Consider the following 18,663-nt stretch of genomic DNA (forward strand, 5'->3'; position numbering starts at 1 on the left):
TTAGTTTGGTGTCTGCTTCTTTTGAACTCTAACTCTTTGATGTCAATGGGTTTTACTTTCTTGTAATTTGCGATCGCCCCGTGGTCGATTACAATTTTTCTAACTATTCTCTAAGCTTAATAAACTACTAATCAGTTTAGGCAAGCCACTACAGCAGGGATTTGAATGCTCAGATAATTCATTCCGTTCTATCTCCTTTGCCATCTTCTCAGCACGTTGAATCGCTTGTTCAGTTAATGATTTCAATGGTTTTGGATACAAGCACATTGATTTGTCATAGTTGGGTATATGCTTGCCGAGTAAATTAACTAACCTGTCACGATTGATTTGTGCAAAATGGTCTTGAAAGTGAATTAGATACCAGAGTTCAAAACAAGGATTTGTAATTGCGAGATTAATCTTTTGGCTTGTAGCCCGATTTATTGCACTTTGCCAATTTTCCAGACTCTTTTCAATATGCTCATCTCCGTCAAAAACAGCCCAAGCCTCATCTTCTGTACTCCACTGCTGGTTATCTTTTCTCTGCTGTCGTTCTTCGATGAGTCTTTCAATAATGCTACGTGGATCAGTTTTGTTTTGATGAGGCAATACAATAATATCTAAAGTTGATGAACGTAATTCATTGCGGATACTATTGAAATAAATTGGTTCTGTTTTACTTCCTTCACAAGCAATTAGTATTTTCTGAGCAATATTCCTGCTAGGTGGGCGACGATTTAACTTTCTTGGCACTGCTCATCACCCTGTAAAATCATTTCCTCTTCAGATGGCAGAAACGGAACGGCCCCAAAACGACCATCTAAATATGCTTTGTCAATCGCCAAATCATTTCGCACATGAAAATCAGTCAGAGGATACAACTCAGTGCTTTGGTCAGGGCGCTTTTGTGTAAACCAAATTTGATCACGTCGTAATAAGTTATTTCTTTGTAAGGTATTATCGTGACTAGTTAAAATCAGTTGAGCGTTTTTGGGATTTGTTTTAGGATTTTGAAATATTCTGATAATACTTTTTACAATATTAGGATGAATATTTGTGCCTAATTCATCAACAATTATCAATCCACCTATGTTCAAAGCTGCTACTACCCGGAATGCTAAATAAAATAAACGTTGAGTACCAAGAGACTCTTCATCGAAAAGCCACTGTATTTCGTTACCATCATTAGTATTATGTACAGCATATATGTTGTAGTCAGCCTGAGCATCAGATTTCTTTTTTAACTCTATTCTAGAGAGTCCCGTGTCAGACTTTTGTACAATATTTAATGCTTGCTTAAGTAATTCATTGAATACATAAATACTAGCATCTTGTATAACTGTAATCGAAACACGGTCAAAATCTTCACTTCCTAAGCTAATTCCGCGCCATCCACTTCCCAACCAATTTATAAAAGACTTAATTATATTTACTTTTAACTTTACTAATGTACTAATAAATAATTCATTTTCTCTAATATTATCCTGAAGTTGATTATGTGCCCCAGCAAAATCATCACCAGTTTTCCATACAATTTTTTTGTCACTCTCATCCCATTGACGATGAAATAAACGACGAGTCCGTTTAGTTGTGTTTAAAGCATAGTCTAATTTTTCTGAGATGATATTATTCTTATTAATTACTAGTGAATAAGTATAGATATTATTATCGAATAAAGTTCTTAATTCAAATCTTGTAGGTTTTTGATCAGAGGTACTATCTAATTTAAAAGGGTCTAGTTTTGCATATTTTAAGATTCTGTAGAATTGCACTGCTTCCTGTGTGCCATAAGCCATTATGAGCAATAAATAATCCAAAGCTTGGATAACATTACTCTTGCCTGATGCGTTAGCCCCAAAAATTGCTAGAACAGGTAAAAGCTCAATGTCCCATCCTTCAACATGATATCCAGGTGCAATTCCATGATCTGACTTTACCCGTTTGCGTTTGCTGCTTTGGCTTGTCTGACGATCGCTTTGTTTTTGAGCAACCGCACTTAGTGTTACAGGTTCTTTAATTGATCGGTAGTTTTCGACTGTAAAATCTACAAGCATAATTCAAGGCGCACAACGTGCTTTTTTGTGATTTATTCACGTAAATATTATCTTAAAGGTAGGCAAATCTCCACTTCTACCACAACAAATCACATGAACTCGCAGCTAGTGTAAGCTATTACTACACTTTAATACACCCATTAATCCACAACTCACCACCAGATTTAGATCGACAATGGGAATATAAGCAGTCTAACCAAAGCAGGTATGGGGCAATGGTGCGATTAAAACCGTGGCAGTGGGTCGTTTTGGCAATCCCGATCGCGTTTATCATTATTTTCTTACTGGTAGCCGCCGGTTCACAAATTCATGCGTGGGGTATTAGTTGGATTTGGGGTGTGTTTACCCTTTTATTCGTTGGTTGGCGCTGGCTACTCGTAAAATGGACTCAACCAGTTGTTAACCAAGTGGAAGCTGTATTAGCTCAAGTTCAAGAAGAATTAGAATCGGTAGTAGAGGATACAGTTAGACCACCAGCAGGAAGTGATGTCACAAAGCTTGCAGAAGCCGCACTCCAAGAGATCCTACAAGCGTCACAAAGCGATCGCCCGATTTGGGAAGATTGGCAAACTTTTTGGACGCGATGCCAGGATTTAGTTGTAGCGATCGCTCATATCTACAATCCTCAAATTCAATATCCTCTGCTGAATATTTACGTCCCCCAGGCTTACGGACTGATTCGGGGAACGGTGGATGATATGGATCAGTGGATGCAAAAATTATCCCCAGTTCTTAATCAGGTGACGGTTGGGCAAGCATACCAAGGATATGAGGTCTACCGAAAGTTGGAGCCATCGGCTCGAAAATTTTGGAAAGCTTGGAACTGGGCACAGTGGCTTTTAAATCCGGTGGCGGCGGTGGCAAAACAAGCCAGCCAGGGTTCTAGTAACCAAGCAACTCAGCAATTATTGGGGAATTTGAACCAGTTATTTCGAGAAGCTGCTCTGAAAAACTTGTGTCGACAAGCGATCGCCCTCTACGGGCGTAGTACATTACCAGTTTCAGCAACTGTAGTATCTACACCACCTTTACCCAAGGCAAAAACCCAAACACTCCGAGAAATACTGACTCAAGCTCAACCAGCCAAGGTAGTTGAGCAAAAACCCGTGAATATTCTGCTGGTGGGGCGCACAGGCTCAGGAAAAAGTAGCCTGATTAACACGCTATTTCAGGCAGATTTAGCAGCCGTTGATGTTTTGCCCAGTACCGATCGCATTCAAAATTATCAATGGCAAACTCAAAGTGGTGAAACATTGACGCTTTTAGATACGCCTGGCTACGAACAAGTCAACCATGCTGATCTGCGAAACCTGGTGCTTGATTATGCTATCGATGCAGATTTGCTGCTGTTAGTCACCCCTGCCCTCGATCCTGCCCTGCAAATGGATGTAGACTTTCTGCAAGATATAAAAGCAGAAGTTGCAGATTTACCTGCGATCGCGATCGTCACTCAGGTAGATCGGCTACGTCCCATCCGTGAATGGCAACCGCCTTACGATTGGGAATGGGGCGATCGTCCAAAAGAAGTTGCCATTCGGGAAGCTACTGAGTATCGCGCCAAATTGCTGGGAAACTTCTGTAATCTAGTTCTACCATTGGTGACAGGTGACAGCAAAACAGGTCGAGTTGCTTGGGGAGTGGAGGCGCTTTCACTAGGATTAGTAGATGCGATCGCACCTACCAAACAACTCCGTCTCGCCCGCTTTTTACGTAATCTCGAAGCCCGTACTGTCGCCGCCGCCAAAATCATCGACCACTATACCTTCCAGATGGCGACAACACAGGGACTAACGGCATTGCTCAAAAGTCCCGTCCTCCAGTTTGTTTCTACGCTCTCAACAGGATCTCCAGCCCTAGCCTATCTTCTGGCAGAGCAAATTCCTGTGGAACAATTACCAATTGTGATTGGCAAACTCCAAATGGCTTATGAGCTTTTCTCGCTTTTGAATACAGCTAACTCTAACCTGCTCAACTTTGAATTACTATCCCTCTGGCCGCTACTGCTAGAAAATTCCACTTCACCCGATCGCAACGCCTGGGCATTTGGTCATGCCCTAGTCGAGTACTGGGCTCAGAATCTAACGGTTGAAAAACTCCGGGAGCGATTTGAATATTATTTAGCGATCGCTAAATAAAGACTACAAGTTACATTAGCCCCTTTAGTAAACTCAGAATCTTTACTTGTTAGATACGAGTAAATTTATTTTTGTAAAAAATATAACACAAAATACGGTAACATCTCGTACTATTAACATCAAAGTTAAGATTACGATTAAGAGTAGGTGTCTGTTGAAACCTACCCGCTTTACCTGAGTTTTTAGACATCCTTATTTGTTCGGAGTTGTTTATGAAAAATATATTACAAACCTCCATCTCTAAAGAACAAAATTCACATCAGAGGTATAGTATTTCATCTTACAATCGGCTGCTTTTAGTCGTAAAAGATTTGGCTTGTGTGCGGACTATTGAGGAAATTATTGAGATTGTGCGTTTGGCAGCCCGCGATCTCACAAATGCTGATGGAGTAACTTTTGTACTGCGGGATGGTGAATGCTGCCACTATGTTGATGAAAACGCCATCGGGCCACTTTGGAAAGGTATGCGTTTTCCACTCAAGTCTTGCATCTCTGGTTGGGCAATGCTCAATAAACAAGCAGCTGTGATTCAGGACATTTACCAGGATGCTCGGATTCCTCTAGACGCTTACAAAGTGACTTTTGTCAAAAGTTTAGTGATGGTTCCTATACGGATTGCTGATCCACTAGGTGCGATCGGAGCCTACTGGAGTACACCACACCTAGCCACATCTGAAGAAATAGAACTGCTTGAGATTTTGACCGACACTACAGCAGTGGCGATCGCTAACGTGCAACTTTTCCAGAAACTTACGAACCAAAACGCGCTGAAAGACAAATTCATTGCGATGCTAGCTCACGAGTTGAGGAATCCCGTTGCTCCCATCTCGAACGGGGTTCAGCTTCTCAAATTGAAGCTGGGCATGACTGGTGCAGTTGGAGAAACAGTTTTAATGATGCAGCATCAGATTAAGCACCTCTCGAAATTGATCGATGAGTTACTTGACGTATCGGCTATCACCTACGGGAAGATTTCATTGAACCTTGAGAAGGTTAATCTGGTGGAATTGGTTCGCCAGAGTCTTAATGACCATGCACAAGCAATAAAAAGATGGAATCTTAACGTAGTAGAAGACTTGCCAAACACGCCCGTATGGGCTTATGTTGACCCGACACGATTCTTTCAAATTTTTGGGAACCTTCTTGATAACGCCTTAAAGTTTTCAAAACCAGATGGGACAATCTGGGTGGATCTCTCATGTATTCCAGGTGAAAATGGCTCAGGCAGTTTAGCAGCTTTATCTGTAAGAGACTTAGGTATAGGGATAGAACCGGCAATCTTACCAGAACTCTTCGAGCCGTTTACCCAGGCCGATCGCAGTTTAGACCGTTCGAGGGGTGGGCTAGGTTTGGGACTCTCGGTAGTCAAAAGTCTTGTCGAACTTCATGGTGGGAATGTTGAAGCCTCAAGTAGAGGGATCAATTTGGGAGCAGAATTCAAAGTTACTCTCCCTGTATGCAAAGAGATTACAACCTTGGACAATGACCTGGAGACTATGGAGGCGGCTAAAAAATCGTTGAAGATTTTAGTCATCGAAGATAATGACGATTCTGCTACAACATTAAAAGCAGTACTTGAACACTTCGGGCATGAAGTTTCCATTGCTAAGAATGGAATTTTAGGTGTACAAACTGCAAGAGAGTTGGAGCCTCATGTAATTATTTGCGACATCGGACTTCCCGAAATGGATGGATTCGCTGTTGCACAGGAACTGAGTAAAGACTCTAAATTTAGTCGCTCAATTCTGATTGCGCTCACCGGTTACGGTGGGCAGGAAGATAAGGAACTTGCGCTTAAATCTGGTTTTAAATGCCACTTGACCAAGCCTGTAGACTTTGAAATACTTACAGCAGAAATTGATCGATACTTTCTGGTGAGTGCGTAAGCGTAGGGGGGCGGGGGGCAGGGTGCAGGGGGAAGGAGGAAATTACTTTTACTAGCGAAGTGGTAACAGAGCTTTATCTTTGGCACAGCCTCTCCAAGAGTTCGAGCGAGTCCCCTATTCCCTCTGCTCCCTGCCCCCTTGCCTCTTATGCTGTGGGAATATCGCGCTTTGCCAAATATTGATACATCTGCCAACGTGCATCTACCTCAGCTTGCGCTTGTTCTAACAAGTGCTTGGCTACGTCTGGTTTACTCTTGGTGAGCATTTTGAAGCGATTTTCTTGATACATCGAATGTTCTACAGATTGCGTAGGCGATCGCATATCCAATTGCAAAGGATTTTTACCCTGGTTAAGCAACTCTGGATTATGCCGATACAGCAACCAACGACCTGATTCTACCAGAGTTTTTTGGTGATTCATCCCGGTAGTCATATTAATGCCGTGGGCGATGCAATGACTGTAAGCAATAATTATTGATGGCCCATCATAAGCTTCTGCTTCCAAAAATGCTTTGAGAGTATGTTCATCTCTAGCACCAAGAGCTACACTCGCTACGTAGACATTCCCGTAGGTCATAGCAATCATGCCTAAGTCTTTCTTCGGCGCAGGCTTGCCACTGGCGGCATATTTAGCAACTGCGGCTCGTGGCGTAGCTTTAGAAGATTGACCGCCTGTATTAGAATACACTTCTGTATCCATCACCAAGATGTTGACATTGCGACCACTGGCAATTACATGATCGATGCCGCCAAAATCAATGTCATAAGCCCAACCATCACCGCCAACAATCCAGACGCTTTTTCTCACCAAGTAGTCTGCAAGGGATTTGAGATTTTGGATTTTGGATTTTAGATTAGGATCGAAAGTTACAATTTCATCTAACTTCTGCTGCAACAGTTCTATTCTTTCGCGCTGTTCCCAAATGTCAGCCTCAGATTTTTGTTCAGCTTTGAGGATGGAATAGACAAGGTTTTCATCTATTTCACTCCCCAAATTTTGCAACAATTCTGCTGCAAACTCAGCTTGTTTGTCGAGGGAGAGGCGGAAGCCAAAACCAAATTCTGCGTTATCTTCAAATAGATTATTTGACCATGCGGGGCCGCGTCCTTGGGCGTTGGTTGTCCAAGGAGTTGTGGGGAGATTGCCACCATAAATTGAGGAACAACCTGTGGCATTGGCGATGACGGCGCGATCGCCAAACAATTGTGTTAATAATTTTAAATAAGGTGTTTCACCACAACCTGCACAAGCACCAGAGAATTCAAATAAAGGTTCTTGCAGTTGTTGTTGGCGAATCTGGTTTAATTTTAGCGATCGCCTGTCAGGATTAGGTAAACTCAAGAAGAAATCCCAGTTTTTCCGCTCTTGCTCTTGCAAAGGCAACTGCTGCGCCATGTTAATCGCTTTCCGCAATGGCTCAGATTTATCTTTAGCAGGGCAAATATTTACACAAATAGTACATCCTGTACAGTCTTCTGGGGCAACTTGAATGGTAAATTTTTGATTGGCAAAGTCTTTATCTTTTGCAGCAGTTGACTTAAAGGTTCCTGGTGCATTCACTAACTCATCAGCTTGATAAGCTTTGGCACGAATGGCACTGTGGGGACAAACCATTACGCACTTCCCACATTGAACGCAGACATCCGGCTCCCACACAGGTATTTCTTCGGCAACATTACGTTTTTCCCACTTGGCAGTACCTACAGGGAATGTGCCATCAACAGGTAGTGTGCTAACAGGTAAATCATCACCTTCCCAAATCATGATTTTGCCTAGAACTTCCCGGACAAATTCGGGAGCAGAGTCTAGCAATTTTGGATTTTGGACTTCGGATTTTGGATTGTTGATTGTTGGTGGGACATCTACTTTATGCAAGTTGTCTAGAGTGTTGTCTACAGCTTGCAGGTTCATGCGGACAACTTCTGCGCCTTTTTTACCATAAGTCTTCTCAATCGCTTGTTTGATTTTAGCGATCGCTTCTTCTTGCGGCAAGACTCCAGCTAAGGCAAAGAAACAGACCTGCATAATGGTGTTAATTCTGCCACCCATGCCACTTTCACGGGCAACCTGGCTAGCATTGATTACGTATAACTTCAAATGCTTATCGATAATTTGCTGCTGTACCTTCAACGGCAAATTCTCCCAGACGTTATCTGCATTGTATGGACTGTTAAGCAGTAAAGTTGCCCCAGGAATAGCAGCTTTCAAAATATCTATGCGTTCCAGAAATCCCCAATGATGACAACCAATAAAATTGGCTTGGTCAATCAAGTAGGTGGAACGAATTGGCTCTTTGCCAAAACGGAGGTGAGAAACTGTCATTGAGCCAGATTTCTTAGAATCAAAGACAAAGTAGCCTTGGGCGTAATTATCGGTTTCTTCACCAATAATCTTGATAGAGTTTTTGTTAGCCCCAACTGTTCCATCTGAACCCAACCCATAGAACATTGCCCTGACAACGTTATCCGATTCTGTCGAGAAGTTAGGGTCAAAGCTTAGAGAAGTGTAAGTAACATCGTCATTAATCCCAATAGTAAAATGATTCTTCGGTTTAGCTTCGGCAAGGTTGTCAAAAATCCCCTTCACCATCGCCGGCGTAAATTCCTTAGAAGAAAGACCATAACGACCACCAATAATTTTAGGCAGAGGGGCAGGGGGCAGGGAGCGAGGGAGAAGATCCTCCCCCCTGCTCCCTGCTCCCTGCTCCCCTGCTTCTTCTCCCCACGCCTCATGGATAGCAGCCACAACATCCAAATACAAAGGTTCTCCGGCGCTACCTGCTTCTTTGGTGCGATCGAGAACTGCGATCGCTTTGACGCTATTGGGCAATGCTGCAACAAACCTTTGCACATCAAAGGGGCGATAAAGCCGGACTTTTAGCACACCCAGTTTTTCACCACGGGCGTTCAGGTAATCTACTGTTTCATGGACGGTTTCACAGCCTGAACCCATAAGAACGATAACGCGATCGGCATCATTGTCCCCGTAATATTCATAGATTTTATAATGCCTTCCCGTGCGTTCTCCAAATTGATCCATGATACGTTCGACAATTTCTGGACAGGCGTTGTAGTAAGGGTTAGCGCCTTCCCGTCCTTGGAAGTAGACATCAGGGTTTTGGGCAGTACCGCGCAAGACTGGACGGTCTGGGGTGAGGGCGCGGCTGCGGTGGGCGAGTATGAGATGATCGTGGATGAGCGATCGCAAATCATCATCTACAAGCAGTTTAACTTTCTGCACTTCATGGGAAGTACGGAAGCCGTCAAAGAAGTGCATAAACGAGACTCGCGTCTCTAAAGTCGCAGCATGGGCGATGAGAGCAAAATCTTGACTTTCCTGCACCGAAGCGGAACACAGTAAGGCAAAACCAGTAGCACGGGCTGCCATGACATCGCTATGATCGCCAAAAATTGATAAAGCGTGGGTAGCCAAGGAACGCGCAGCAACGTGAACCACAGCACTAGTCAACTCACCAGCAATTTTGTAGAAGTTAGGGATCATCAACAATAATCCCTGAGATGCCGTGAAGGTAGTACTCAGAGAACCTGTTTGTAATGCCCCATGCACAGCACCAGCCGCTCCCCCTTCGCTTTGCATCTGCACGACACTGGGAATAGTACCCCAGAGGTTAGGACGACCTTCTGCTGACCAAGCATCTGCCCATTCACCCATTGCTGAAGAGGGGGTAATGGGATAAATGGCAATCACTTCATTTAGTTTGTAAGCAACACGGGCGACAGCTTCATTTCCATCAATGGTTGCAAATGTTTTGTTCATAATATGATTTTTGTCCCCGTCTCTCAACTGCATTATCAGAACACGTAAATAGAAGAATTAAAAATAGCCAGAGTCAGGTAGGCATTGCCAAGCAAGCAGTTTATTATGCGCTTTTGAGTTAACTTTAAATAAATACTGCATATATGAATATCTCATCTGAAATAACGCATCTATTAATATGTCTTAATCATGTACTCAATAACCCAAGTATTGATTAGATAAGGCTTTGAGATAATTAATTCTTTTTTGTGGGGTATAGGTTCGGGAATATTTTTGTTTGCGAAATTTAAGCTGAACTGCGATCGCTCCATGTACCAATTGCTGCAAATCCTGACCTATTCACAAGCACAACAGAATGGGTTAGTGTGCCCTCAACACATTGATACACTTTGGCAGGTATACTATACAGAGAAATTCCCAGATGAAAAAGTCGAGAAAAATATGGCACAAAAAATTATTTACGGAACAGTTAGTGATGATGGAACAAAACAGGTCGGTGAAGGATTTGAAGTTCAATCATCTGAACCAGGATTGTATGTAATTACGTTTTTACAACCTTTTGTGACTACTCCAGTTGTAGTTACCACTCTCAATGGTTGGGGAGCAGATAATCAAATTGTTGTTAAGGATACAGACCTCAACAAGTTCCAAGTTTCTATATGGGATCTGGAAGTTAAACAACAGTCTGGCTCAACTTCTGCACAACTGGAAGTTAAGAAAGAAAAATCGTCTTTTAATTTTATAGCGATCGGGGAAGGTAATTAAGTTAAGGGTTATTTCAAGTCTAAAATAGGGTATTAAATGTAGGTTGCGTTGAGGAACGAAACCCAACATTAATCGGGGTGTTGGGTCTCCTACTTCGAACTAAACTACAAAATCTAATACAACATTTTAGGTTGGGTTGTGCTCCGCTTCACCCAACCTACGTCTAATACACTATTTTAGCCTTGCTACACAAGCAAGGTGTGTTAGCAACATTACAACACACCTTCCATTTATAAATCTCTATCCTTTCATGGGTAGAGTATCCATAATTCTAAATTTTGACTAATGCACCAAATTTTCTTGTTTAAGTTGCTCTTTGGCTAAAGCCAATGCTTGATGAGCATTTCTAAATTTTGTTTCATCCGTAAATTTGTTATCAAAACACTTTAGATAAGCTTCCAAATATCTAATACGTAAACGTGGATCAGCCGGATTCAGAAGAAAGGGGAGGTCAGCCTCAACCATAAACCGTATAGCCAATAAGGGTATAGGGCTACGAAGTGGACGAAAGTCTGGATTATGCATACCAGGAGTTTCATTACGTTTATGAAATTCTCCTATCATCAGTCCTGACTCAACAAACAAAGGTTTAAGTTTTTGTTGAACACTATCTATTAATTTACAAGCGTCCTCTATATGAACATCAGGAAAAATAAGTAAAAAAGCTTTATTTATTGCTAACTCCTGCTCTTTGACTTCCATTTTCAGAAAGATATCTTTATAGCGTCCAACAATCTCTTCTATTTGTTCTGGATACAAATATTTGGTACGAATAACTGCTAGACGAATACTGTTTGACTTGAGAGAATGAGGTACAAAAGGGCAAACTGCGCCGGGTCTTCCTAACTTAGGATGAGGTCTTGCTAAAAAACTTTTCACCCACTTTATAGTTTCAAGTAAGTAAGGACGGTCTTCATATTCCTGGAGTTGTTCGATTTCAAGAATTGTATATAGTTGCATCAGCTTAGGTGAAATAGAAGAATTTTTGAAATCTGAATCCAAATTATGTGCCAAAACTAACTATTATCTAAGTAAACAAAACAAGCCTTAATTTTTTTATTTTTGGTTTATTTTTAGGTTGTAGCAAATAAAAATTCTAAGGCATTTTTGCTAGTCAAAAAAATCCCCCAATCAATACACGAAGATGTTTTCACACAAAGTAATTTGTGTTTATTGCTTTTTGGTATTTGAGCTAAAAGACATACATCATGTATTATCCAGTAGATGCTCTTATTTTTTACACTCTTAAGCTTGCATGATTTTCAACAAAGATATTATAAAGTTTATATCTAAATAGTTATTTTTACTGTAAAAATTTAGTTTTTCCTTAACAGCCTAATATCAAGTTAGTATTTTTTATACAAATAGATTTTTGTCTAAATACTTGTTTTTGCCTTTCCTCCTTAGTGTCTTCGCTAGGAGAAGGCATTATAACCATTGTTTAGTATACTTATTTAGTACTTACGTACTGTACACAAGAATCATGTTCTATATCAACTTAAAAATGCCATTTCAGATTTTTATCAATCATTTTCTGATGCTAAATACATCTGTACTGTAGGGGCAATATCCTTCAGATACTCGATTTGAGAACTAATATAGCAGCTGCTTTGTATCTACATGAATCGCCCTACACAGTTTATGCTTTTTGACAATAGCTAAAGCGGATTGATCTATATTTGATCTTTCCTGTCAATGCGGAAGTGTTGCTATTCTTTATGATGATGCGCTTAATTTAAATGAACTCTCATTTCTATGAAAGGCTTGTGCCAACGCGCTGCATCTCCCAAAGAATGGCGTAAAGGAAGAGAGGAATTAAGAATTATTCAGTAAAAATCTCCAGAGATTTTGTATAATTAACTGCGACAGATTAAAGAATAAGACAAGGCCAGTTACTACAAGTTTGGGCAAGTTTGGGAACCAAAGTTGTAGTAACTGGCTCCCTTACATAATTAAATATTGGTTTAATTGCCAGTTCCTTATTTATCAGCAAATTCTTTCACCACTGCCATAGCATCAGAAGGAATCTGCGTAATTAGGCGAAATGGAAATGCTTTAGTCGAAGCAAACTGAGCATAATCTGGTGTCAGAAACACAGCGTAGTTTTTAGCTTCTGGTGTCATCTGTGCAGCAAACGCTAAAGTTATAGCTTTAAGGTACTTGCGAATATCTACTGCTTGTTCGCCTACAACTTCACCGCCACTAATGGGTGTATTGGGTTGTCCAATTTGATCCATAGTTTTACTGGGATCTTTTACACTTAGATGAGTACCCCCAACTATACCAACTAGCCATTTGGGGGATGGAATTTTGTCAAATCCCACAATCTGTTCAGTTAAAGCTGGGGTGGTTTTATCTGCGGAACCTGCTAACACTAGAGTCGGAATTTGCACCTTAGTTAACCCAGTTTCGCCAAAAATTAGAGAAGTTGTAGGATTGAGAGCGATCGCCTGTTTTATTCTCATATCCCGTAATTGATAGGTATTTTCTGGCAGTTCTTGGGCGATGCACTGCATAGCTTCTCCTAGACTTAAGATAGCCAGGTTCTTTTTGCAGCGTTGTTTGAGCCGTTCTAGTTGTAACTCCCCTCCCGCCAGTGCTAAAGCTGTACCACCACCGAAAGAATAACCAACAACCATCGCGTTCATGGTTGCAAGTTTCCCTTGTAAGGGATGATTAGCTGTTTGGTTGAGCTTTTCTAATTCGTCGAGAACAAAACTAACATCTTGAGGACGATTTAAAAACTCTTGAGGCTTCACAGGTCTGGTTTTGCCTTGTAATGCAGAATTAATATTATCCTCATTACTACCAGGATGTTCTACAGCAGCTACTACATAACCGTGTGATGCTAAATGTTCTGCTAGGTAACGCAAGTCCGTGCGGACTGATCCTAAGCCGTGAGAAAAGACAATTAAGGGTTTATTGGTAGTTGCATCATTTGACCAGTAAATATCAACTGGAATTTTGCGTTGGCGCTTTTGGTCATTCAGGCTTAAGTTGAGTATTTTTACTTGAGACGTTCCTGATTGGCTGGGATCAAAAGGGAAAGCGATCTGCGGTGTTGTCGAGTCGATTCGGGGAGCAATGGCGAGCATAAATTGCTGCGTGCGCCAAAAAGCTGTATTCAAACTCCTTGCAACTATAAAAGCTTTTGGTAAATCAATTTCTAAGCGTTTACTCGGATAAGCAGCGATAAAACTCAATATAGACAGACCCTGCGGCGCAGTAGAGCCTAATACCAATCCTCCTCTCAGTGCTTGTACCCCAGCATTATCCTTTCGAGCTAAAGCTGTAGCGAAGTCATTGAGAATAGATGTGCCAATCTGAGTATTAAGCAGCTTATTAATTGTGACAACGTTCATCGGTATATTCATAGTTAGTGCCCCTAATAAAAAGCGGCGTTGTTGTTCAGATAATCCTTTAGTGTAAGACTGCAAGCTCGCAGGCAATTCTCCTGTTTTGGCAGCGTTTTGCAACTCAGTAAGGGATATGGATTCTGTAAATAAACCCAAACGCACAACAACGGTGTCAGCTGCAACAGCCGAAGTATTTACCCCAAACTGTGTAAGTACAATTGCACTAAATAAACCTGCAATTGTCTTAAGACTTCTCCAACTTCTTCCCATAAATATTTATACCAACTGCTACTTAGGGGAATATAACGAATATTTGTGTATTTGACTACCCCTTTAATCGTTCAGAAATCAAAACAGATTTTTCCTGAACTTGATAGGAATTGCCCCGATCTGCACAAAGCAATTAAAGCTTATCAAAAATAACGAATTGTAGAATTCATCACAGCTAAAAATTTGAGCATGAATCAGTGTTAACAGCCACAAAAGTCTGATTGTTTCTCCGCTAGGTTTAATACTGTAAGGAAACTCTAAAACAGGCGAAGCAATCGCATCTCCAATTTGCACTTTTTGTCGGCTGATATCCTCATCAAATTTTAGATTTTGGATTTTGAATTATTAGATACAAAATTCTCTTAGTTACAAAAGTTTCAGCATTTATCTCAGTTTCAGCAATGTCAAAATTTTGTTAGCAACAATCAAAAATCATTTATCCAGAGCAACTAGATTTATGTATGTGGTCATCTAGAAACTAAAGTTCAAAATTGAGTGAATGCAATTTTTTTGACAGCACATTTTAAACGGCCGCTTAATGTTTTGTCTTTGCCTTTTAGAAGGTGTTGCAGATCGATAGTCTGCTGTAGCTGCACTATCAATCATTACTCATTCAATTCTACTAGCCGCATCAACAATTTTTCTTGACTTTATGCGTCGCAGACTCCGCTATATTTTAATTTTGCTACTCTCCCTGAGTATTATTACACTGTGGTGGCCTGTGAATAATTCTGATTGTAATTTCGGGGATCTTTTAGTATCAAAAACTAAAAAACTTCAAGTAAATGCTACTAAGGTTATTGTTCAGCCGTGGCGTGGTCGTCACCATGTATATGGAATCTTTATGATTCCTAATAAATACAAACAAGCTCCATTTTTTGTAGTAACAGTCCAAGGTGCCGGCAGTTACTGTTCAAAACAATTTGGTTATAAAAAAAACTTTAATGGTGTCTCTGCTGAACCAGGAACTTATTTGGTGCAGAAGTTTGTTAGAACTCGAACGGCTTTGCGGCTCATTTTCCAAGGTTTGTACTTCCAAATCAATGATAAACAGAACTGGACGTTGACTTTACCTGAACCAAATACTACTACCGCTACGCCTAATTAGTCATTTGTTGTTTAATCGAACTTACGCAAACAATATTCAAAACCCTGATTTTAGACGCAAAGTAGCTTATTGCCCCTACTGCCTGTACTGTTGCGTAAGTCCTATTTTTATTTAATTAGGAATTATTCACTCCGCTTGGTGGTTGACTTTGCAAGACCTCATTCTTATTTAACAAGTTACTGATAGCATTGACCACAATCTGCGCTGCTCCTGTAAAAAACGATCGCTCGATAGTCGCCGGAACATCGCTAGATTGATGATAGTGCGGAGTCCGTAAATTTGCTGTATCTGTCACTAGCACAGCACCCACACCTTGATACCAAAATGGTGCATGATCGCTACGTAAAGTGTCTGGTGTCAGTAAACCTTTAAAAGGAATCGGTAATGTTAAGACTGCTGGCAAATTTGATTCTTGTTTATTCAATGCGGTTGAGGAGTTTTGAAAGACATTCAGCAAAGGCAAATGTTCTGTATCACCAACCACTGCCAAAAAGTCGCCCTTATCACTAGGTGGGGTAACTGGCAAACCCGCCGGGTATTTCTGACACCCAACAGTGTAACAAGCATAACCAACCATATCCATAACGATCGCTCCGCCTAAGTTTTGCAAGTGTGCTGTCTTGCTCACAAAAGCCTGACTACCCAAAAGTCCTGTTTCCTCTTGGTCAAAAAAAGCTAGTTGTAATGTCCGTGCTGTGGGGCGAGAACCAAGCAACCGCGCAACTTCTAGCACTACAGCTACACCACTAGCGTTATCATCAGCACCGGGAGATAAAGCAACAGTATCGTAATGCGCTGCGACGAGAATTGCTTTAGCGGCTTTGTTAGTTCCTAGACGTTCAGCAAAAATATTTACACCCTCAGAGAACTTTTCTAATTTGGGCTTCCAGCCGAATTTTTTCAGTTCAGTTGTGATATAAGTGCGAGTGAGCGATCGCTCTTTTGTCGTGTAACGCTGAAAATTTAACTTTTGGATATGGTTTAATAGCTTATCAGCAGACACTTGTAGGGCATCATCAACTTTTTTTAACTCTAGTTGTGGTTGCGGCGTTTTTGCGGGAATGCTTTCAACAATTCCTGGTGAGGGACGCTGTTCAAAAAGCGTGTTACCTCTGTTACCCAACACAGCAACAGTCACTAGCAGCAATAGCATTAGCCAAATCCATTTTTTCATGTGATTTATCCTTTGCTCATCCAAGTTGGATTAATATCATTTCTGTTTGAAGATACGCCTAGAAGACTGATGCAAAACTACAGGCTAGAGAGGTAATTCATAAATTGTCCCTACATAAACAAAGTTTAGCCTCACATAAAATCTTTATATTGTTTAAGTTTAATTATCTATGGTTAAAGTTGTTGTTTGTCTGGGGTGTGCATATAATTCAAGAGCAGATCAAGATATGATTTTCTCTGCTAAAACTATAATGACGTTATATATTGGTTGAGATAATACTGCTAAATTAGCTCTAAAGTTTGATACTAAAAGAATTAAAACTTATATTCTCTGTGCAAAGGTAAGTAAGTACCTAGATCAATCCTTGAATTCCCCCATATTGTTTATCAGTATCAAACAAAGTTCAGGGATGTCGAAAAAATAAAATGCCCAGATTTTCAAATAAATTTTTAACCAAACTCCGATATTTTGGCGTTTTCACCCGGAGTGCAAAAGCTAGCTCATAGCATTTTATTATTTTTATATACTTCCAAATTTATTTAAGAGAAAGCAGCTTATGAATGTGAACAGTATTTTATCAAACACTCAGACAACAGAGACAGTTCGGATTCTGATTGTTGAGGATGAATATATCCTGGCTCTGAATTTACAAGAAACTTTAGAATTGCTAGGATACACTGTTTCAGATATTGCTGATTCCGCAGAAACAGCAATTGAGAAAGCTGCTGAATTACTCCCAAACTTGGTTTTGATGGATATCCAGTTGCAAGGTGAAATGGACGGTATTCATGCGGCGGAACTAATCTGGAATCGTTTTCAAATCCCTGTTGTTTACATCACTGGACATTCTGACAAAAGCACCGTGGATCGGGCTAAACTGACATTTGCTTTTGGTTACATTCTCAAACCTATCAAAGAACAACAACTTTATGTTGCGATTCAAACAGCACTCAACTGCTATCAACGAGAGCAATTATCACAATTGCAACGGCTAAACCAGTTTAAAGAGGATTTCTTAGCAACCACCTCTCATGAAATGAGAATGCCATTAAAGAATATCAAAATGACAATCTCCGTGCTAGAAAATATTCTTGAACGAGAAGGCATTTTCAATTCAGAATTACTTTCTCCATTTGAGTCTATAGCTGGCTATCTAACTATTCTGCGTCAACAGTGTGAAGAGGGACTAGATTTGGTGAACAATCTGCTGTCCATGCAAATGGTTGATACAGATGTGTATCCATTAGAATTAAGATCATTTAAACTTCAAGACTGGCTCCCTCCTTTAGCCTTGTATTTCCGAGAACGCGCTCGATCTCAGCAACAAATTTTTCAGGTTAGTATCTCTCAAAACTTACCATCGATAGTTACCGACTTAACTCTTCTGTCCAAAATTGTATCAGAGTTACTCAACAACGCTTGCAAATATTCTCCTCCTGATGAAGAGATTCAATTAACTGCTCAGATCATCTACCTAACAAAAGATTTCATTAATGAAGATGCTCGATCTGGGATAGAAATCGATTCTCAAATCCCCTTCTTTGAAATTAAAATTAGCAATTCTGGCGTAATAATCCCTAAAAAAGATCAATCTCGAATCTTTGAGCCATTTTACCGGATTCCTGACAACGATTTCTGGAAACATGGCGGGACAGGATTGGGATTGGCATTAGTTAAGAAGCTTGTAGAATATCTTCAAGGTACAATAGAATTTACCAGTACTCAAGGTTGGACAAGATTCACAGTTATACTACCATTAAGCCTGTCAAAATTATCATCTTAAGCGAATATTATCTTTATCTCTATACAGTTCATAAGATACAGAAATGAAATAAATAATTAACCACATAGGTTTCAGCATAATTTTGTGAGTTCAGTTGTGATATAACTGCAAGCGTGCGATCGCTTTTTTGTTGTGTAGCGCTGAAAATTTAACTTTTGGATATGGGTTAACAGTCTGTCAGCAGACACTTGCGGCGCAATGTTTACTTCCTTTAACTCTGGCTGTGGTTGGGGTGTTTCCACTGGAATATTCTCAACAATTTATGGTGAGGAACGCTGTTCGAAAAAGGTACTACCTCTGCTACCCACCACTGCAACTGCCATCAGCTCACTCAGCTAGCTCACGAAGTGCATTCCTATACTTACTACTTACTTT

The 18,663-nt window shown here is 40.6% G+C and carries 12 protein-coding genes; 5 read left to right on the forward strand and 7 right to left on the reverse strand.

Translation table 11 applies throughout. From position 1 onward, the window contains the following. Positions 1–99 precede the first annotated feature (99 nt). A complete protein-coding gene (locus V7K69_RS02820) occupies positions 100–732 on the reverse strand; it encodes an RloB family protein (protein WP_335031228.1) in 633 nt (210 codons plus the stop codon). Continuing rightward, positions 717–2,033 carry an AAA family ATPase gene (locus tag V7K69_RS02825; RefSeq protein ID WP_335031230.1) on the reverse strand — a complete coding sequence of 439 codons (1,317 nt, stop codon included), beginning with the start codon at positions 2,031–2,033 and terminating at the stop codon, positions 717–719. The genes V7K69_RS02820 and V7K69_RS02825 overlap by 16 nt, the downstream gene beginning before the upstream one ends. Before the next feature lie 215 nt (positions 2,034–2,248). Here V7K69_RS02825 and V7K69_RS02830 point away from each other — a divergent pair, with 215 nt between their 5' ends. After that, positions 2,249–4,168 (forward strand): GTPase family protein, encoded by a 1,920-nt coding sequence (locus V7K69_RS02830; protein WP_335031232.1) that lies wholly within the window; start codon positions 2,249–2,251, stop codon positions 4,166–4,168. A 212-nt stretch (positions 4,169–4,380) separates the two neighbouring features. Continuing rightward, entirely contained in the window at positions 4,381–6,054 is a 1,674-nt protein-coding gene (locus V7K69_RS02835; RefSeq protein WP_335031234.1) for a hybrid sensor histidine kinase/response regulator, read from the forward strand. A 145-nt stretch (positions 6,055–6,199) separates the two neighbouring features. Here the strand turns inward: V7K69_RS02835 and nifJ are convergent, their stop codons facing one another. Then, on the reverse strand, positions 6,200–9,832 hold the full coding sequence (gene nifJ / locus V7K69_RS02840; RefSeq protein ID WP_335031236.1) for a pyruvate:ferredoxin (flavodoxin) oxidoreductase: 3,633 nt from the start codon (positions 9,830–9,832) through the stop codon (positions 6,200–6,202). Positions 9,833–10,105: 273 nt separating this feature from the next. On the opposite strand from nifJ, the gene V7K69_RS02845 reads away from it, so the two are divergent. Continuing rightward, entirely contained in the window at positions 10,106–10,597 is a 492-nt protein-coding gene (locus tag V7K69_RS02845; RefSeq protein WP_335031238.1) for a hypothetical protein, read from the forward strand. A gap of 282 nt (positions 10,598–10,879) precedes the next feature. Here the strand turns inward: V7K69_RS02845 and V7K69_RS02850 are convergent, their stop codons facing one another. Both V7K69_RS02850 and V7K69_RS02855 read right to left on the reverse strand, forming a co-directional pair. Further along, a complete protein-coding gene (locus tag V7K69_RS02850; RefSeq protein WP_335031240.1) occupies positions 10,880–11,611 on the reverse strand; it encodes a DUF6875 domain-containing protein in 732 nt (243 codons plus the stop codon). Positions 11,612–12,576: 965 nt separating this feature from the next. Further along, positions 12,577–14,223 carry an alpha/beta hydrolase gene (locus V7K69_RS02855; protein ID WP_335031242.1) on the reverse strand — a complete coding sequence of 549 codons (1,647 nt, stop codon included), beginning with the start codon at positions 14,221–14,223 and terminating at the stop codon, positions 12,577–12,579. A 652-nt stretch (positions 14,224–14,875) separates the two neighbouring features. Between V7K69_RS02855 and V7K69_RS02860 the strand changes: the two genes are divergently transcribed. Next, the gene (locus V7K69_RS02860) at positions 14,876–15,331 is read left to right on the forward strand and encodes a hypothetical protein (RefSeq protein WP_335031244.1); all 456 of its coding nucleotides are present in this window, start codon (positions 14,876–14,878) and stop codon (positions 15,329–15,331) included. A gap of 115 nt (positions 15,332–15,446) precedes the next feature. Here the strand turns inward: V7K69_RS02860 and V7K69_RS02865 are convergent, their stop codons facing one another. Beyond that, positions 15,447–16,505, reverse strand: coding sequence for a M28 family peptidase (locus tag V7K69_RS02865; RefSeq protein WP_335031246.1), 1,059 nt, complete (start codon positions 16,503–16,505; stop codon positions 15,447–15,449). Between the two features lie 556 nt (positions 16,506–17,061). Between V7K69_RS02865 and V7K69_RS02870 the strand changes: the two genes are divergently transcribed. Further along, positions 17,062–18,288: a hybrid sensor histidine kinase/response regulator gene (locus V7K69_RS02870; RefSeq protein WP_335031248.1), complete on the forward strand. Its 1,227-nt coding sequence runs from the start codon at positions 17,062–17,064 to the stop codon at positions 18,286–18,288. Positions 18,289–18,359: 71 nt separating this feature from the next. Here V7K69_RS02870 and V7K69_RS02875 read toward each other — a convergent pair whose 3' ends face one another. After that, complete coding sequence (locus tag V7K69_RS02875; protein ID WP_335031250.1) at positions 18,360–18,530, reverse strand: hypothetical protein; 171 nt, start codon at positions 18,528–18,530, stop codon at positions 18,360–18,362. Positions 18,531–18,663 lie beyond the last annotated feature (133 nt).

It is taken from the genome of Nostoc sp., from assembly GCF_036917775.1.
GTDB lineage: Bacteria > Cyanobacteriota > Cyanobacteriia > Cyanobacteriales > Nostocaceae > Nostoc.